Genomic DNA, 15852 nt, shown 5'->3' on the forward strand with positions numbered 1-15852 from the left:
GTTCGGGGGCACCGGTTCGGTGCATTCGCCGGCAGGGCTCAACGCTGCGCCGCGTTGACGCCCCCCGACCCCAGCCCTAGTATGCCGTCACTGCCTTGCCCGGAAACCCGCGCCCCCATGACCTACTGTGTCGCCATCGATCTGGACGACGGCCTCGTCTTCGCCTCCGACTCCCGCACCAACGCGGGCGTGGACCAGGTGAGCACCTACAGCAAGATGCACACCTTCGAAATCGAGGGGCAACGGGTCTTCGTGGTCCTCGCCGCGGGCAATCTGGCCACCACGCAGTCGGTGGTGCAACAACTCAAGCGCGACATGGAGGAAGGCGCCGAGGAAAGCCTGGCAACGGTGGAACGCATGTCGGATGCCGCCGAATACCTCGGACGGCTCAACCGCGAGGAAGCGGAGAAGCACTCCGAGGCATTGTCCCGCTCCGGCATCAAGGCCGAGGCCACGCTGATCATCGGGGGCCAGATCGGCGACGACGCCCCGGCGATCTTCCTCGTCTATCCCCAGGGCAACTACATCACCACCTCGCAGCAGACGCGCTTTTTGCAGATCGGCGAGAGCAAGTACGGCAAGCCGATCCTGGATCGCATCATCGAACCGGCCACCCCGCTGGGTGATGCGGCGCGCTGCGCCCTGGTCTCCATCGACTCGACCATCCGCTCGAACCTGACCGTGGGCCCGCCGATCGAGGTAATGGTCTACGAGCGGGGCACCCTGACCTTCGACCATTACCTGTGCCTGGAGACCGACGACGCCTACCTGCGCTCGCTCACCCAGGCCTGGGACACCAACATCAAGAAGGCCTTCACCGACCTGCCCCGCTTCGACTGGGAGTCCGCCCACGCGCGCAAACAGCGCGGGACCCGCGTCAGCCGCGGATCCGGCAAGTCGGCCGCATCCTCTTCGGGCAAGCCGAAAAAGTCCCGCCGCTGAACGGATCGCAGCGTCACCCACGATCCATCCAGTACCTCCCTATGCCGCCTGACTCTGGGTTTGCGCCGGCGCGATCCGGAACCAGGTCTCCACGTTCGCAGCGTGGATATCCCCGATATCCCGCTGCAGCACATCCATGAAGGCATGCAGGCCGTCTTCCGCGATCAGTTCCTCCACATGCGCACTGGAGGCGTGGCGGCGCGCCTGGATCACCAGACGCAGCGGCAGTTCGTTGCGTGGCAGCTTCTCCAGCGCATCCTGCACCTGGGTCAGGGCATGGGTCACCGAACGCGGGAAGGCGGTGTCCTGCAGCAGAAACCGCACCACGTCCACACCGTTGATCCGCCGCTTCACATGCTGGCGGTACATCTGAAAGCCACTCCCCGAGCGCAGGATGCTGGTCCATAGCAGTCCCTCGTAGGGTTCGGGATCCTCGCCGTCCTTTTTCAGGAGCTTGAGTGCGCCCACATCGACATGCCGAGTGGACATATCGGCCCGCTCCAGATTGCGCCCCAGGCGGATGAAGTCATAGGCCGCATCATGACTCATGGTGCCGGCCAGCAGCCCCGTCAGGGTCTGGCAGCGCTGAACCACCTCGGAGAGAAACTCGAACCGGCCGCGCTTGCCGATGCCCTGATCGATATGGTCACGGGCGAACAGGTACAGCTCGTTCATCACCTCCCACGCCTCGGAGGGAACCAGGTCGCGGGTGGTACGCACATTCTCGCGCGCCGCCCGCAGGGAGTTGAGCACCGAACTCGGGTTGTCGGCATCCGCCAGCAGGAATTTCACACAATTGCGTTCATCGTCCCGCTGATAGTGATTGTCGAACAGGCCCTCGTTGCCGGTGACCTCCACCAGGCCCTTCCACGACACCTGCACCGATTTCGGCATGTCCAGCGCCAACAGATTGAAGGCCGTGACCATGCGTGCCGTATTCTCGGCGCGCTCGACATAGCGCGCCATCCAGTAAACGCGTTCGGCGACTCTCGAGAGCATCTCAGTTCTCCTCGTCCACGATCCAGGTGTCCTTGCTGCCCCCGCCCTGCGAGGAGTTCACCACCAGCGAGCCCTTGCGCATGGCCACGCGCGTCAGCCCGCCGGCGGTCACGTCGGTGCGCACCCCCTGGAGGATGAACGGGCGCAGGTCCAGATGGCGCGGCTCGATCTCGTCACCGCACAGGGTCGGGGCCACGGACAGATCCAGCGTCGGCTGGGCGATGTAGTTGCGCGGGTCCTTCTTGATCAGCTGGGCAAACTCGGCCCGCTGCTTCTTGGTCGCGTGCGGGCCCACCAGCATGCCGTAACCGCCGGACTCGTTGGCCGGCTTGACCACCAGCTCGTCGAGGTGGTCCAGCACGTAGGCGCGGTCCTTCTCGTTCACACAGAGATAGGTCGGCACGTTGGGGATGATCGGCTCCTGGTCCAGGTAGTAGCGAATGATGTCCGGGACGTAGGCATACATCACCTTGTCGTCGGCCACGCCCGCGCCGGGGGCGTTGGCCAGTCCCACATTGCCCTGGCGCCAGGCGCGCATCAGGCCGGGCACGCCGAGCATCGAGTCGGGGTTGAAGACCTCCGGGTCGAGGAACTCGTCGTCGATGCGGCGGTAGATCACGTCGACGCGCTCCAGGCCGTCGATGGTCCGCATGTAGACGCAGTCGTCGTCCCCGACCACCAGGTCCGCGCCCTCCACCAGCTCGGCCCCCATGCGCTGGGCAAGGAAGGAGTGCTCGAAGTACGCGGAGTTGTAGATGCCGGGGGTCAGCACCGCGATCTCCGGGTAGTCCTGCGGGCGCGGCGAGATCGACGCCAGCATGTCGAACAGCTGGGTGGGGTATTCATCCACCGGCAGGATGCTGGAACTCTCGAACATCTCCGGGAACACGCGCTTGGTGACCTGCCGGTTCTCCAGCATGTAGGAGACCCCGGAAGGCACGCGCAGGTTGTCCTCCAGGACATAGAACTGCCCCGATCCGTCGCGCACCAGGTCGCTGCCGCAGATGTGCGCCCAGACGCCCTGCGGGGGCTTGATCCCGATGCACTGCTCGCGGAAATTCTTCGACTGGTTCAGCACATAGCGCGGGATCACCTTGTCCTGGAAGATCCGCTGCTCGTTGTAGATGTCGTCGATGAACAGGTTCAGCGCGTTCAGGCGCTGTTCCAGCCCGGCCGAGACCTGGTCCCACTCCTTGCGCGCGATCACCCGGGGAATGATGTCGAACGGCCAGGCGCGGTCGATGTTCTCGCCCTCGGTATAGACCGTGAAGCTGATGCCCATCTCGAGGATCGCACTGTCCGCGGCCTGCTTGCGGCTGTGGATCTCCCCCTCGTCCAGCGAGGCCAGGTATTCCGCCAGCGCCTTGCCCGGCCCGCGCGGCTTGCCGGGCTTATTGATCAGTTCGTCGTAGAACGGGGCGGGGTCATAGCGCTTCCAGTCGATGGCCATTCGTCGGGTCCTCTGACGCGGTGGGCGGGGTTCCTCTACAGTAACGCCTTTTCGCGACAACGGGCGAAAGGGCTACAGGCTTTCGTCCACCATGCCCCAACCGAGGTTCCCATGTCCGACGCACTCGAACAACGGCTGATCGAGCTGTACCACCACCCGAAGATCCAGGGCTGCAACTGGCAACCGCGCCTGTTCTGGCAGCCGGCGGCGGACGGCTCCCCCTTTGGCGATCTTCGGGTGGATGGCCGCGAACTCGAGGTCTTCCTCGCGACCCTCATCGGCGAGGCCTCGACCCAACAGGCGGCCCTGGACCGGGAACTGGGCGGGCGGGGCCGCTTCATCGCGGCCAATGCCCGGCGCCACGAGCTGCCGCTGTTCACACGCCGCTGACTGCCGGCGCGACTACCACAAACACCGTCATCACCAGGTCCCGCCAGGGGACCGTGACACCAAAGCGCGACGCGCGTTGAACAGCCGCAGATCGGCCTGAAGGGCGCGCGCAGGGAGGACCCTTCTGACGGAACCCCGGCATTTGTCCCCTCCGGCGTCGGGGCGCTCCATGGAGATCGCCACGGCGCTGCGCGCCTCGCGATGACGGTGCTCGGATCCTCGTCATTGCGAGGCCCCGCAGGGGCCGTGGCAATCTCGTGGTCGGCCCCTGCGCGGCCCTGCATTGACGGCGCTCTGGCGGCGCCCTGCGAGGAACGACGTTCAGGCGGGCTTGCGGAATTCGACCTGCTTCCAGTACCCGAACAGGCTGGCCGGCGCGACCATGCAGGGTTCCTGCCCCGTCACGCGGACGAAGTCCTCGTATTCCATGTCCGGGCGGAAACCGACGGCCTTGGAGAGCGGGCGCAGGCAACGCTCGAAGCCCCGCAGCAGCCATTGCTGCGAGGCAAAGTGGTTGACCACCAGCAGCCGCCCACCCGGGCGGCAGACCCGCCACATCTCGGCGAACAGGGCATCGGGATTGGGCACGACGGTGGCCACGTACATCGCCACCACCGCGTCAAAGCTTTCATCGGCGAAGCCCAGTTGTTCCGCGTCCATCTCGCACAGCCCCGACACGGCGGGAAGGCCGCCGTTCAGGCGGCCGCGGGCCACATCGAGCATCTCCCGGGACACGTCGATCCCGACGACCTCGCAGTCGTCCGGATAATCCGGGAGCGAAATGCCGGTCCCGACCCCGACTTCGAGGATGCGCTTGCCGGAAAGCGGTGCCAAGGTTTCCTGTGCACTCGCACGCCCGGTCGCGAACACCCGTCCGAACGTCGCGTCGTAATGCCGTGCGTAGCGCCGGTAACTCTTGCGAATACTGACGAGATCCATGCCCAAGCGTCCCGAATCTGAATGGCCAGGCACCGCGATCCGGTGCCCGTGAACGAAACGAGTCCGATCAGGACTCCGGTTCGACCGCCTTCATGCTCAGGCGAATGCGCCCCTGCTTGTCCACTTCCAGGACGCGCACGGTGACGGAGTCCCCCTCGGAGAGGAAGTCCCCCACGTTCTCGACCCGCTCGTCGGAGATCTGCGAGATATGCACCAGGCCGTCGCGGCCCGGCAGGATCGAGACGAACGCCCCGAAGTCCATGATCTTCGCGACCTTGCCGGTGTACTGACGCCCGACTTCGATATCCGCGGTCAGCTCCTCGATCCGGCGCTTGGCCTCGAGCCCGGCGGCCTGGTCGGTGGAGGCCACCTTCACGGTACCGTCGTCCTGGATGTCGATGCTCGCGCCGGTCTCCTCGGTCAGGGCGCGGATGGTCGCCCCGCCCTTGCCGATCACGTCGCGGATCTTGTCCGGGTTGATCTTCATGGTGATAAAGCGCGGCGCGTGCGACGACATCTCTTCACGGTGGCGCGGCAGCGCCTCGTTCATGCAGCCGAGGATATGCATCCGGCCCTCGCGGGCCTGGGCCAGCGCCTGCTCCATGATCTCGCGGGTGATCCCGTCGATCTTGATGTCCATCTGCAGCGCGGTGACCCCGTCCGAGGTCCCGGCGACCTTGAAGTCCATGTCACCGAGATGGTCCTCGTCGCCCAGGATGTCGGAGAGCACCGCGAAGCGGTCGCCTTCCTTGATCAGACCCATCGCGATGCCCGCGACCGGGGCCTTCAGCGGCACGCCGGCATCCATCAGCGCCAGCGAGGTGCCGCAGACAGAGGCCATCGAGCTGGAGCCGTTGGATTCGGTGATCTCGGAAACCACGCGGATCACGTAGGGGAAGTCGGTCTCGTTCGGCATCACCGCCTGCACCCCGCGCTTGGCGAGGCGCCCGTGGCCGATCTCGCGGCGCTTGGGCGTGCCGACAAAGCCCGTCTCGCCGGTGCAGTAGGGCGGGAAGTTGTAGTGCAGCATGAAGCGGTCGCGGCGCTCGCCTTCCAGGGCGTCAATGACCTGGGCGTCGCGGTCGGTCCCGAGGGTCGCGACCACCAGCGCCTGCGTCTCACCGCGGGTGAAAACCGCGGAGCCATGTGCACGCGGCAGCACGCCCGTGTTCACGGTAATCGGACGCACGGTCTTCGTGTCGCGGCCATCAATGCGCGGGTTGCCGTCCAGGATGCGATCACGCACCAGGCGGTACTCGAGATCGTGGAAAGCGGTCTTCACGTCATCCGCGCTGGGCCCGGATTCTTCCTCGCTGGCCAGCGCCTCCACGGCCTTGCCGCGCAGCTCACCGATGCGCTGGGTGCGCGCCTGCTTCTCGGCGATCTGGTAGGCCTCGACCAGCTCGTCGCCAACCACGCCCTTGACCTGATCTTCCAGCGACTCGATGGACACCGGCGGCTCCCAGTCCCAGGCGGGCTTGCCCGCCTCGGAGGCCAGTTCCCGGATCGCCTGGATCGCGGCCTGCATCTGTTCGTGGCCGAACATCACCGCACCCAGCATCGCCTCTTCGGAAAGCTGATTGGCCTCGGACTCCACCATCAGCACGGCGTTTTCGGTGCCGGCCACGACGAGGTCGAGGTCGGATTCATCGAGCGCGCTGTAGGTCGGGTTCAGCAGGTACTCGCCGGCGCGGTAGCCAACACGCGCGGCGCCAATGGGCCCCGCGAACGGCACGCCGGACAGTGCCAGGGCCGCCGAGGTCCCCAGCATCGCGGGGATGTCGGGATCCACCTCGGGGTTGATCGACATCACCGTCGCGACCACCTGGGTCTCGTTCTTGAACCCCTCGGGGAACAGCGGACGGATCGGGCGATCGATCAGACGGCAGGTCAGGGTTTCCTTCTCGCTCGGACGCCCTTCGCGTTTGAAGAAACCACCGGGGATTTTGCCGGCCGCGTAGGTGCGTTCCTGGTAGTTCACGGTCAGGGGGAAAAAGTCGCGCCCCGGGTCGGCATCCTTGCGGGCGACCACGGTGACCAGGACCACGGTCTCGGCCATGTTGACGAGGACGGCGCCACTGGCCTGGCGGGCGATGTCACCGGTCTCGAAGGTGACGGTATGGTTTCCGTACTGGAATGACTTCTTGTATGCCACGTTTTTTCCCGTTTCCCGTGTTCTGACGACTGTAATGCCTGAATTCTGGCCTCCGCGACCCGCTTGCGCAGGCCCGAAAGCGAACGGGCCCGCACCAGTGGCGCGGGCCCGTTGTACCGGCCTTAGCGGCGCAGCCCAAGCTCCTTGACCAAGGCCTGATAGCGGTCCTGGTCGTGGCGCTTGAGATAGGTCAGCAGCTTGCGACGCTGGCTGACCATCTTCAGCAGGCCGCGGCGCGAGTGATGATCCTGCTTGTGCTTGTCGAAGTGACCCATCAGATGCTGGATGCGGGCCGTCAGCAGCGCGACCTGAACCTCCGGCGAACCGGTGTCGTTGGCATCGCGCTTGTGCTTCTCGACGATGGCCGATTTTTCTTCGGTAGTGAGCGACATGAAAACCTGACTCCTGAGATTTCTAGACCGTTAATCGACCAGTGGCGCTGGCGATAGGCGCGTAATGGTAGCACGCCGCGCGCCGGCATGAACAGAAAACAACCCGGCCGGTTCAGGCCGCCGGGACGAACAGACGCCGCGCGCGAACCTGCCCCTGGTCGTCGCGCACCCCTACGGCCAGGAACCGCCCATCGGGATCAAACACCCGCACCAGCGGCCAGCCGGTTTCGGCCTCGTTCGGCGCATCGGGCGCTCCCGGCAACGCCCCGATCACCGCCGTGTCGGCCGCCGCGTTGCCATGCCGCATCGCGGCGCTGGCGGCGGCATCCAGGGTCACGGCCGGCCAGTGCGCCAGCGCCGTCTCCGCGGGTTGCAGCAGCGCCTCGATCGCGGGTGCACCACCTGCCTCGAAGGCCGCCTCGATCGCCTCCAGCGAAACCATCGCGGACGCATCGAAGTGACCGTGCCCCACGCGGTGCAGGGTATCCACCGCCGCGCCACAACCCAGTGCATGACCCATGTCGGCGACCAGCGAGCGGATGTAGGTCCCCTTCGAACAGTGCACCTCCAGACGCAGGCGATCCGGCGCCGTCTGCTCGATGTGGAGGGAATGGATCTGCACCGCGCGCGGGGGCCGGTCGACCTCCACGCCCTGGCGGGCGAGTTCGTACAGCCGCCGGCCCTGATGTTTCAGCGCCGAAACCATGGGCGGCACCTGCGCCTGCTCGCCGCTGAAGCGCTGTTCCAGTTCGCGCAGCGTCGCCGGATCGATAGCGGGGACGGCCGCCTCCCGGATCACCGCGCCGTCGAGATCGGCACTGTCGGTCTCCACCCCCAGACGGGCCTCGGCGACGTAGCGCTTGTCCGCGTCCAGCAGCCACCCGGAGACCTTGGTCGCCTGGCCGAAGCACAACGGCAGAAGGCCGGTCGCCCGCGGGTCCAGTGCCCCGGTGTGACCGGCCTTCTTCGCCTGCAGCAGATACTTGACCCGGCCCAGCGCCTGGTTGGAACTGCGCCCCCGCGGCTTGTCCAGCAACAGGATGCCGTCGACCTCGCGCCGCTTGCCCGCCATGTGGAAGTCACTCAACCGGAGACGCCCGGGCTCAGGCCCCGCGTTCCGGCCCCCGGTCCGACCCGCGATCTTCCTCGGCCCCGTCGTCCTCGGCCCCGTCATCCACGCCGCCTTCCTCCGGAGACTCGGAATCGTGCGCGTGATGCGCCCGATCCTCGGCCAGCGCCCGATCGATCAGGGACGACAGATGGGCGCCACGCTCCGGGGTGTCGTCGTAGACAAAGCGTAGCTGGGGCACCGAGCGCAGCCGCATGCGCTGGCCGAGCGCCCGGCGCAGGAAGCCGGCCGCATTGTTCAGCCCTTTCTGCGCCTCCTGGCCCTTCTCGGCACCCTCCAGCTGGGTAAAGAACACCCGGGCGTGAGCGAGATCCCGCGAGACCTCGACACCCGCCAGGGTAATCATCCCCACGCGCGGGTCCTTGACCTCCATGCGGATCAGCTCGGCCAGCTCGCGCTGGATCTGCTCGCCGACCCGGTCCGAACGATGGAAGTCGCGGTTTGCAGGCATCAGAGCGTCCGGGCCACCTCGACGCGCTGGAAGACCTCGATCTGGTCACCCGCCTTCACGTCGTTGTAGTTCTTCACCGCGATACCGCACTCGGTACCCGCCTTGACCTCGTTCACGTCCTCCTTGAAGCGACGCAGGCTCTCCAGCTCGCCCTCGTAGATCACGACATTGTCGCGCAGCACGCGAATCGGGTTGCCGCGCTTGACCGAGCCCTCGACCACCAGGCAGCCCGCGACCTGGCCAAAGCCCGAGGCCTTGAACACGTCGCGCACCTCGGCCAGGCCGATAACCTCTTCGCGGATCTCCGCCGACAACAGGCCGGACAGCGCCTGTTTCACGTCGTCGATGGCCTCGTAGATCACCGAGTAATAGCGCACGTCGATCTCGTTCTCGGCCGCCAGGCGCTTGGCACCCGCATCGGCACGCACGTTGAACGCGATCACGATTGCCTCGGAGGCCATCGCCAGGTTCATGTCGGACTCGGAGATCCCGCCCACACCGGCGGACACCACCTTCACCCGGACCTCGTCGGTCGACAGCTTGACCAGCGACTCGCGCAGCGCCTCGGCCGATCCCTGCACATCCGCCTTGATGAGGATGTTCACGGTGGCGATCTCGCCTTCCTGCATCTGGTTGAAGATGTTCTCCAGCTTGGCCGCCTGCTGCGCGGCCAGCTTGCGCTCGCGCTGCTTGGTGTCACGGTGCTCGGCCACCTCGCGGGCCGTCTTGTCGTCCGCGACCACCAGGACCTCGTCGCCCGCCTCCGGCACGCCGGAGAGGCCGAGGACCTCCACCGGCATCGACGGACCGACTTCCTTCACCGCCGCGCCGGTGTCGTCGAACATTGCCCGCACGCGACCGTACTCCTTGCCCGAAAGCAGGATGTCACCGTGCTTGAGCTTGCCGGACTGCACCAGGATGGTCGCCACCGGGCCACGCCCCTTCTCCAGACGCGATTCGATCACCACGCCACGGGCCGGACCCTCGTCCGGGGCCTTCAGTTCCATCACCTCGGCCTGCAGGCCCAGGGCCTCCAGCAGTTCGTCGATCCCCTGGCCGGTATGGGCGGAGACATGGATGAACTGAGTATCGCCGCCCCAGGCCTCCGGGATCACTTCGTGCTGGGCCAGCTCGTTCATGACCCGGTCCGGTTCGGCCTCCGGCTTGTCGACCTTGTTGACCGCGACGACAACGGGCACGCCAGCCGCCTTCGCATGCTGGATCGCCTCGATGGTCTGCGGCATCACGCCATCATCCGCGGCCACCACCAGGATCACGATATCCGTGGACTGGGCACCACGGGCACGCATGGCGGTGAACGCCGCATGCCCCGGTGTATCCAGGAAGGTCACGCCGTCGTGATTGTTCTTCACATGGTAGGCGCCGATGTGCTGGGTAATCCCGCCCGCCTCGCCGGAAGCGACCTTCTCCTTGCGGATGTAGTCCAGCAACGAGGTCTTGCCGTGGTCGACATGCCCCATCACGGTCACCACCGGCGGGCGCGCCTTGGCTTCGGCGTTCTGCTCGAGACCGGTATCGATCTCGTCCTCGACCGAGGTCTCCTTCGCGGCGATCGGGTTATGCCCCATCTCCTCGACCACCAGCATCGCGGTGTCCTGATCGATGGACTGGTTGATGGTCGCCATCACGCCCATGCCCATCAGTGCCTTGATGAGCTGAGGGGCCTTGATCGCCATCGCCTGGGCCAGATCGGCCACGGTAATGGTTTCCGGCACCTCGACATCCCGCACCACCGGCGCGGTGGGTTTGGCGAAACCATGCTTGCTGGTTACCGCCTGGGCCGCGGCGGACTGGGCCTTGCGGCCTTCGCCCTTCTTGCGACGGCCACGACGGTCGCCGGCCACGTGAAGTTCCTTGCGGTCATCCTTGCGGCCGCCCTTGCGAGCACCCTTGCCGGCCTTGGCATCACCCGCCGGTGCCGCCGGTGCGGCGGCCGGTGCGGCCTGCCGGGCTGCGGCCTCGCGTTCCAGCCTTGCCTGTTCTTCCTTCTCGCGCTTGGCCTCCTGGGCCTCCAGCTCCTTCTGCCGGCGCTTCTGGCGCTCCTCGCGCTCGGCCGCCTCCTGCTTGCGGGCCTCGGATGCCTTGCGCTGGGCCTCGCGTTCGGCTTCGACCTGCAGCGCCAGCTGCTCGGTCCGGCTCAGCGGGCGCTTCGGCTTGGCCGGCGCCTCGGGCTCCGGTTCCGGCGCGGGCTCTTCGGCCGGTGCCTCCTCGGCAACCTCGGGCTCCGGCTCGGCCGGCGTCTCGGCCTCCGGCTCCTCGACGGGCGGCTCTTCGGCCGCCGGAGTTTCCTCAACCGGGGCCTCGGCAGCCGGCTCTTCCGTCGGGGTGGCGGCACGCGTCTCTTCCGGAGCCTCCGGTGCCGGCGCCTGTTCCTCGGCGGCCGGGGCTTCTTCCACCGGCGCCTCCGGCTGTGCCTCGGTCGGCTTGCGTTTCAGCGTGCGCTTCTTGCGAACTTCGACGTTGACCGTCTTGGAACGCCCCTGCCCGGAACTGACCTTGAGGGTCTGCGCCTGGGTACGGCGCTTCAGCGTCACGCGTCCGGATTCGCCACCCTCGCCGTGCGACTGGCGGAGGTGATCGAGCAGCTTGCGCTTTTCCGCGTCGGTGATCGCCGCCTCGGGGCCATCAACCTCGACGCCCGCCTCCTTGAGCTGGACCATGAGGCGGTCAACCGGCGTCCCCACCGATTCCGCGAATTGCTGCACTGTCATTTGCGCCATGGCGCCTACCTCCATTCCAGATTCTTTTCAGGCCAACCGACAGCCTGTGATACGGGGTCGTACGTCGAACGGCCGGGGATCAGTCCCCGGTCTCGAACCACGGGGCGCGCGCCGTCATGATCAGCGCCGACGCCTGCTCCGTATCCAGCCCGGTCATCTCGACCACATCGTCGGATGCCTGCTCCGCCAGGTCCTCCATGGTGCAAACCCCGTGTGACGCCAGCGTGTTCGCCAGTGCCGCGGTCATGCCATCCATGTTCAGGAGGTCCTCGGCGGGCTCGAAGCCCTCGCGACCGTCTTCGGCCGCAATGGCCTTGGTCAGAAGCGCATCGCTTGCGCGGTTGCGCAGCTCCTCGACCATGTCCTGGTCGAACTCTTCGATCGCCAGCAGCTCGGCTTCATCCACATAGGCCACCTCGTCCAGGGTCGTAAAGCCCTCCTGCACCAGGATGCCGGCCACTTCCTCGTCGACGTCCAGGGCCCCCATGAAGAACGTGACCAGCTGCTGGGCCTCGGCCTCGCTCTTCTCGGCCGCCTGCTCCTCGGTCATCACGTTCAGCTCCCAGCCGGTCAGCTGGGAGGCCAGGCGGATATTCTGGCCGCCGCGGCCGATGGCCAGGGACAGCTTGTCTTCCTCGACCGCGATATCCATCGACTGCTTGTCCTCGTCGACCACGATCGAAAGAACCTCGGCCGGCGACATCGCGTTGATCACGAACTGCGCCGGGTTTTCGTCCCAGACGATGATGTCGATGCGCTCGCCGGCCAGCTCGTTGGACACCGACTGCACCCGCGAACCGCGCATGCCGACACAGGCCCCGACCGGATCCAGCCGCGGGTCGTTGGAGCGCACCGCAATCTTCGCGCGCATGCCCGGATCCCGGGCCGCGCCCATGATGTCGATGATGTTCTGACCGACCTCGGGCACCTCGAGCTTGAACAGCTCGATCAGGAACTCCGGCGCGGTGCGGCTCAGGATCAGCTGCGGCCCGCGCGCCTCCGGACGGATCTCCTTCAGGAACCCGCGCAGGCGGTCATTGGTGCGTACCGTCTCGCGCGGAATCATGTGTTCACGCGGGATCAGGGCCTCGGCGTTGCTCCCGAGATCCACATAGGTGCCATTGCGGTCGGTCCGCTTGACGATCCCCATCACCAGCGTGCCGACACGATCCTGATATTCCGCGACGACCTTCGCGCGCTCGGCCTCGCGCACCTTCTGCACGATCACCTGCTTCGCGGTCTGGGCCGCAATGCGGCCGAAGTCCACGGCCTCGACCGGCTCCTCGATCACGTCGCCGATCTGGGCGTCCGGATTCTTCTGCTGGGCATAGGACAGCAGGATCTGGTACTCCGGGGATTCGAACTCCGGGTCCTCGTCGTCCACCACGGTCCAGCGGCGGAAGGCCTCGTAGTCGCCTTCCTCGCGGTCGATGCTCACGCGGACGTCCATCTTGCCGCCGTGGTACTTGCGGGTCGCCATCGCCAGGGCCGATTCCAGGGCGTCGAAGATGATGTCCTTCTCCACTCCCTTCTCGTTCGCCACGGCATCGGCGACCAGCAGGATCTCCTTGTTCATGTCTTGCCTCTCCGCACTCGGCAGTCGCCTGCCGATTCAACAAAAGCGTAGCAGCGCCCTGTACGCCAGCCGTCTCTACAGCTGTTCAAGGACACGCGCGTTGTGGATCGCGGCCAGCGGCAGCTCGTAGGCCATGCCGTCCACTTCCACTTCGATCATGGGTTCGTCCACCGACAGCAACACGCCACGGAAATTGCGACGGTCGTGCTCCGGCCACGCAAGGCGCACCTTCACCGGATGGCCGATGTAACGCCGGAACTGCTCGGGGGTAAAAAGGGGGCGTTCCACCCCCGGGCTGGATACTTCGAGCGTGTAGTTTCCCTTGAGGGCCTGTTCGACTTCCAGCACCGCACCGACCTGCTCACTGACACGTGCGCAATCATCCACCGTGACGCCGTTTTCGCCATCGATGAAGATACGCACCACGGGCGGTTTGGAGCCGGCGTGATACTCCAGCCCCCACAGCTCCATGCCTTCCCCCTCGACCACCGGGGTTAGCAGCGTGTTCAGTTGTTCAGCCTTCTGCGACAAGGGCGTCTCGATCGACTCCGTCCCGCGGGCGGGACCCAGAAACAAAAAAAGGGCGCCGAACGCCCCTCGTACACCTCTCAAGATGACTGCAGCGAAACGTCCGCTGCGAGGCGCGCGGGAGCGCGGCCTTAAGGACGGCGGGCCGACCGCGAGCAGTTGCGACCGGACCATGGGTCCTTAACAAAAAGGCCCCGTACGGGGCCTCTCTGAAAATTGGTAGCGGGGGCAGGATTTGAACCTGCGACCTTCGGGTTATGAGCCCGACGAGCTGCCAGACTGCTCCACCCCGCATCCGAGACGCAGAACTATACCAAAGCGACGCCCGGCGCCGCAAGGGTTGCCGGCGATTATTTACCGGGTGCGGCGCTGCCCCGCGCGCAGATGCGGGCGCAGGTCATAGCGCCAGATATAGCCGGGCAACGCGAACATCGCGAACAGCGACAGGGTGATCACGTAGAACTCCCAGCCCTGTGGATGAATCCCGCCAGTCGCCTGGAATTCGAGACCCTTGCCAATGGCGCCGACCAGGAAATACAGCACCAGCCATTCCCCGATCCGGGTCCACGGGCCCTTGGTGCCACTCGCCGGCAGCACCATCAACCCGATGCGTTCGCTGAGCCAGGGCAGGTTCGCGCTGATGAACGCGACGACCACAAACCCCCAGACCAGCGCTTCAAACGGAATCCACTGTGTCACAAGTTACCCGATGATTGCGTAGTGGGTGAGAGACAGCAGCAGCCCCGGGAAAATTCCCAGCAGCAGCACCGCGAGCCCGTTGATGCTGAGCGCGGTGGCCAGTGCGCCCGAGGGCTGCACCGGTTCCTCGGCCCCCTCCTGCGGGTCGTCGAAGAACATCATCTTGACCACGCGCAGGTAATAGAAGGCACCAATGATCGAGAAGATCACCGCAACGATCGCCAGCCAGACGAGCTCGGCGCCCACGGCCGCCTGGATCACCGCCAGCTTGGCGTAGAACCCGACCGTCGGCGGCACACCCGCCATCGAGAACAGCAGCAGCAGCATGATGAACGCGAACCAGGGGTTGCGCTTGGCCAAGCCCTTGAAGTCGTCGATCTGGTCGGCCTCATAGCCCTTGCGCGACAGGAACACGATCATCCCGAAGCCGCCGGCCGCGGTAATCGCGTAGACGATCACGTAGAACATCGCCGAGGCGTAGCCGCTGTCGGTACCCGCCAGGATGCCCATGAACAGGAAGCCGATATGGGCAATGGTCGAATAGGCCAGCATTCGCTTGATGCTGGTCTGGGCGATCGCGATCACGTTCCCCACGGCCAGCGACAGCACGGCCAGGATGATCAGCATGCCCTGCCAGTCGGCGTGCATCGGCCCCATGCCTTCCACCAGCAGCCGCATCAGGAAGGCGAACGCCGCGATCTTCGGCGCGGTGGCGATAAACAGCGTCACCGCCGTGGGTGCGCCGTCATACACATCCGGTACCCACATGTGGAACGGCACCGCCCCCAGCTTGAAGGCGATCGCCACGACCAGGAACACCAGGCCGAACACCAGCGGGATGTTCAGGCTCTCGTCGGCGGCCACCAGCTGGGCGGCGATAACGGCGATATCCAGCGAGCCGGTCATGCCGTAGATCATGGACATGCCGTACAGCAGCAGCCCCGAGGCCAGCGCACCCAGCACGAAGTACTTCATCGCCGCCTCGGTGGCGCGCGAGTTGTCGCGCCAGAAGGCGACCAGCGCGTAGGACGCCAGCGACAGCAGTTCCAGGCCCAGGTACAGGGTCAGCAGATTGTGCCCGGAGATCATAATCATCATGCCGAGCACGGCAAACAGGCCCAGCACGTAGAACTCGCCCTTGTGGATGCCGCGTTCCATCAGGTACGGGCGGGAATACAGGAATACCAGGAAACTGGTCACGTACACCGCGACCTTCAGGATGTCCGCCATCGGGTCCTTGACGAAGGTATCCGAGAAGGTCAGGACCGTCTCCGGACCCATCAGCCACAGCGTCAGGCCGGCCGCCGCCACCAGCGTCGCCTGCACCAGGCCGTAGGTGACATCGCGCCGCGAATCCGGCAGGAACGCGTCGATCACCAGGATCAGGCACGCCATCCCGAGCACGAACATCTCGGGCACGGCGGGGAGGAAATTGGGGATCTCGAAATTCATGTCAGGCGT

At 66.0% G+C, this 15852-nt stretch carries 14 protein-coding genes and 1 tRNA gene; 2 read left to right on the forward strand and 13 right to left on the reverse strand.

Translation table 11 applies throughout. The features are described from left to right. The first annotated feature begins 117 nt into the window (after positions 1 to 117). Positions 118 to 942 (forward strand): proteasome-type protease, encoded by an 825-nt coding sequence (locus tag F572_RS0110655; protein WP_017941327.1) that lies wholly within the window; start codon positions 118 to 120, stop codon positions 940 to 942. 39 nt (positions 943 to 981) lie between these two features. Here F572_RS0110655 and F572_RS0110660 read toward each other — a convergent pair whose 3' ends face one another. Together F572_RS0110660 and F572_RS0110665 are read right to left on the reverse strand one after the other, a co-directional pair. Further along, positions 982 to 1941 carry an alpha-E domain-containing protein gene (locus F572_RS0110660; protein WP_038034292.1) on the reverse strand — a complete coding sequence of 320 codons (960 nt, stop codon included), beginning with the start codon at positions 1939 to 1941 and terminating at the stop codon, positions 982 to 984. A gap of 1 nt (position 1942) precedes the next feature. Next, positions 1943 to 3391, reverse strand: coding sequence for a circularly permuted type 2 ATP-grasp protein (locus tag F572_RS0110665; protein ID WP_017941329.1), 1449 nt, complete (start codon positions 3389 to 3391; stop codon positions 1943 to 1945). Positions 3392 to 3502: 111 nt separating this feature from the next. Here F572_RS0110665 and F572_RS0110670 point away from each other — a divergent pair, with 111 nt between their 5' ends. After that, a complete protein-coding gene (locus tag F572_RS0110670; protein WP_017941330.1) occupies positions 3503 to 3781 on the forward strand; it encodes a hypothetical protein in 279 nt (92 codons plus the stop codon). Positions 3782 to 4102: 321 nt separating this feature from the next. Here the strand turns inward: F572_RS0110670 and F572_RS0110675 are convergent, their stop codons facing one another. The 11 genes from F572_RS0110675 to nuoN all read right to left on the reverse strand — a co-directional run bounded on the left by F572_RS0110675 (position 4103) and on the right by nuoN (position 15843). Further along, positions 4103 to 4720 carry a class I SAM-dependent methyltransferase gene (locus F572_RS0110675; protein WP_017941331.1) on the reverse strand — a complete coding sequence of 206 codons (618 nt, stop codon included), beginning with the start codon at positions 4718 to 4720 and terminating at the stop codon, positions 4103 to 4105. Between the two features lie 67 nt (positions 4721 to 4787). Then, entirely contained in the window at positions 4788 to 6875 is a 2088-nt protein-coding gene (pnp, locus tag F572_RS0110680; protein ID WP_017941332.1) for a polyribonucleotide nucleotidyltransferase, read from the reverse strand. Positions 6876 to 6997: 122 nt separating this feature from the next. After that, entirely contained in the window at positions 6998 to 7267 is a 270-nt protein-coding gene (gene rpsO / locus F572_RS0110685; protein WP_017941333.1) for a 30S ribosomal protein S15, read from the reverse strand. 112 nt (positions 7268 to 7379) lie between these two features. Next, on the reverse strand, positions 7380 to 8339 hold the full coding sequence (gene truB / locus F572_RS0110690; RefSeq protein ID WP_017941334.1) for a tRNA pseudouridine(55) synthase TruB: 960 nt from the start codon (positions 8337 to 8339) through the stop codon (positions 7380 to 7382). A 31-nt stretch (positions 8340 to 8370) separates the two neighbouring features. Next, positions 8371 to 8847, reverse strand: coding sequence for a 30S ribosome-binding factor RbfA (rbfA, locus tag F572_RS0110695; protein ID WP_017941335.1), 477 nt, complete (start codon positions 8845 to 8847; stop codon positions 8371 to 8373). Further along, positions 8847 to 11603: a translation initiation factor IF-2 gene (gene infB / locus F572_RS0110700; protein WP_017941336.1), complete on the reverse strand. Its 2757-nt coding sequence runs from the start codon at positions 11601 to 11603 to the stop codon at positions 8847 to 8849. The genes rbfA and infB overlap by 1 nt, the downstream gene beginning before the upstream one ends. Before the next feature lie 64 nt (positions 11604 to 11667). Further along, a complete protein-coding gene (nusA, locus tag F572_RS0110705; protein ID WP_017941337.1) occupies positions 11668 to 13164 on the reverse strand; it encodes a transcription termination factor NusA in 1497 nt (498 codons plus the stop codon). Between the two features lie 75 nt (positions 13165 to 13239). Next, entirely contained in the window at positions 13240 to 13695 is a 456-nt protein-coding gene (gene rimP, locus F572_RS0110710) for a ribosome maturation factor RimP (RefSeq protein WP_026142951.1), read from the reverse strand. A gap of 214 nt (positions 13696 to 13909) precedes the next feature. Continuing rightward, a tRNA-Met gene (locus tag F572_RS0110715) sits at positions 13910 to 13986 on the reverse strand. A gap of 60 nt (positions 13987 to 14046) precedes the next feature. Beyond that, positions 14047 to 14391, reverse strand: coding sequence for a DUF2818 family protein (locus F572_RS0110720; RefSeq protein ID WP_017941339.1), 345 nt, complete (start codon positions 14389 to 14391; stop codon positions 14047 to 14049). A 3-nt stretch (positions 14392 to 14394) separates the two neighbouring features. Beyond that, positions 14395 to 15843 carry an NADH-quinone oxidoreductase subunit NuoN gene (gene nuoN / locus F572_RS0110725; protein ID WP_017941340.1) on the reverse strand — a complete coding sequence of 483 codons (1449 nt, stop codon included), beginning with the start codon at positions 15841 to 15843 and terminating at the stop codon, positions 14395 to 14397. Between the last annotated feature and the right edge of the window lie 9 nt (positions 15844 to 15852).

It is taken from the genome of Thioalkalivibrio sp. ALE14 (assembly GCF_000376845.1).
Taxonomy (GTDB): domain Bacteria; phylum Pseudomonadota; class Gammaproteobacteria; order Ectothiorhodospirales; family Ectothiorhodospiraceae; genus Thioalkalivibrio.